The sequence below is a fragment of the Algibacter sp. genome, from assembly GCF_049667265.1.
Classification (GTDB): Bacteria; Bacteroidota; Bacteroidia; order Flavobacteriales; family Flavobacteriaceae; genus Algibacter_B.
The window spans coordinates 1-1,873 of sequence record NZ_JBATHX010000005.1; the positions used below are offsets into that span (position 1 = coordinate 1).

Annotated in this window: 2 protein-coding genes; both read left to right on the plus strand. The window is 29.8% G+C overall.

Features of this window, described 5'->3' with window-relative positions; all coding sequences use genetic code 11:
* The first annotated feature begins 290 nt into the window (after positions 1 to 290).
* Positions 291 to 971 carry a PrsW family intramembrane metalloprotease gene (locus WBN21_RS00120; RefSeq protein ID WP_424197289.1) on the plus strand — a complete coding sequence of 227 codons (681 nt, stop codon included), beginning with the start codon at positions 291 to 293 and terminating at the stop codon, positions 969 to 971.
* Positions 972 to 1,257: 286 nt separating this feature from the next.
* On the plus strand, positions 1,258 to 1,746 hold the full coding sequence (locus WBN21_RS00125) for an acetyl-CoA carboxylase biotin carboxyl carrier protein subunit (protein WP_424197290.1): 489 nt from the start codon (positions 1,258 to 1,260) through the stop codon (positions 1,744 to 1,746).
* The last annotated feature ends 127 nt before the right edge of the window (positions 1,747 to 1,873 follow it).

Below are 1,873 nucleotides of genomic sequence, written 5' to 3' on the forward strand. Positions count from 1 at the left end.
TCATTATGAGCAAATTATGTAGTTATATTCATTTGACTTATGACTGATTATAAACTTAATTTTTACCAATAAAAAAATCAAATGCCCAGAATCTCTTTTTTTATTAAAATAACCTATACAAAAGCAATTAACAATGCATTTAAATTTTGCTATACCTCAATTTAATTAGTATCTTTTGACGCCTTTAACGACCTCATTAAAAACATTGTTGATAATGATTATTTCTTCGTGTCTTCAAATAAAAATATCCACGAATTTGTTTTACAGACAATAAAGAAACAACCAAGTAAATGAATTTATTATTAGTAGCCATTGCACCAGTTTTCGTCATCATTTTTTACATTTACTGTAAAGATAAATACGAAAAAGAACCGAGACGATTGCTTTTTTACAACTTTCTTTTAGGAGCCATTGTTAGCATTATCATTACATCGATACTTTACTATGCGTTTGATATGGTGTTACCATTAACCAATAAAACGAGTGTAATTCAACAATTCATCAAAGCCTTTTTTGTTGTTGGACTAATTGAGGAATTTAGCAAATACGTTATCATTAGATATTTTGCGCAATCCAATAATGCTTTTAACGAACCGTTTGATGGTATTGTTTATGCCGTGATGGTTTCTATGGGGTTTGCAGCTACCGAAAACATATTTTATGTGCTTGAGGGAGGTTACTCAACGGCATTAATTAGAGCTTTTACGGCGGTTCCTGCCCACGCTACGTTTGGAATTTTAATGGGTTATTTTATGGGAAAAGCTAAATTTTCAAATAACAGAATCGGGTTAAATTTTGCCGGATTATTTTTGGCCATTTTATTTCATGGCGCCTATGATTTCTTCTTGTTTATCGATTTTATTCCTGGCATTTGGGTAGGTGCATTTATATCGCTTGGAATAGGTCTTTTTTTATCAAGAAGAGCCATTATCAAGCATCAACAAGTTTCTCAATTTAATGGTGAAAATTAGGTTATTCCTTTATAAACATTAAAGTTTCCTGATTATTTCCAAAACTAAAAGTCGCAAAATAGAGTCCGTTTGACAATCAACTAACATCCGTTTGATTTTCGTTTAAAAAACTGTTTTTGAAAATAATTTTTCCTGGACCATATCATATATCCGAATTAAAACAATATTTAGTTCATAAGCCCTTTTTATATAAAACCAACTATATCAAATTAGCAATTATTTAATCCAGCCATTAAATTATCTTCTATTTTATACATATATTTACTAGCATTTAGTTCAAAATATTATGAGTAAAAATTTTAAGGTTAAAGTAAATAATACCATTGATTTTGAGTTTAGTAATGAAGATGTTTCAAACCAGGATGCACTTCAAACTTCAAAAGGAAATTATCACATTCTTCAAGACAACAAATCGTTTAAAGCTGAAATAACTGAAGCAGACTTTCATAAAAAATCATATCAAGTTACAGTAAACAACAACACTTATAATGTTCATATTTCCAATAAATTAGACATGCTAATTAAGGACATGGGGTTTTCTGTTGGCTCAACAAAACAGGTCGATTTTATTAAAGCTCCTATGCCAGGATTAATTTTAGAAATGCATGTAACAGTTGGACAAGAAGTTAAGGAAAATGACAGCTTATTTATTCTTGAAGCCATGAAAATGGAAAATAGTATTATGTCTCCACGAGATGGTATTATAAAATCAATTTCCGCAAAAAACGGGGATGCTGTTGAAAAGAATCAACTATTAATTGAGTTTGAAAATTAGAAAATGCCATCTTATTATTCGTGAATTCGTGGCTAAAAAAATGAGATTACCTCTTTCGAGGGAATGACAAATATTAATTATTAATGAAAAAAATACTAGTTGCAAACCGAGGAGAAATAGCCATAAG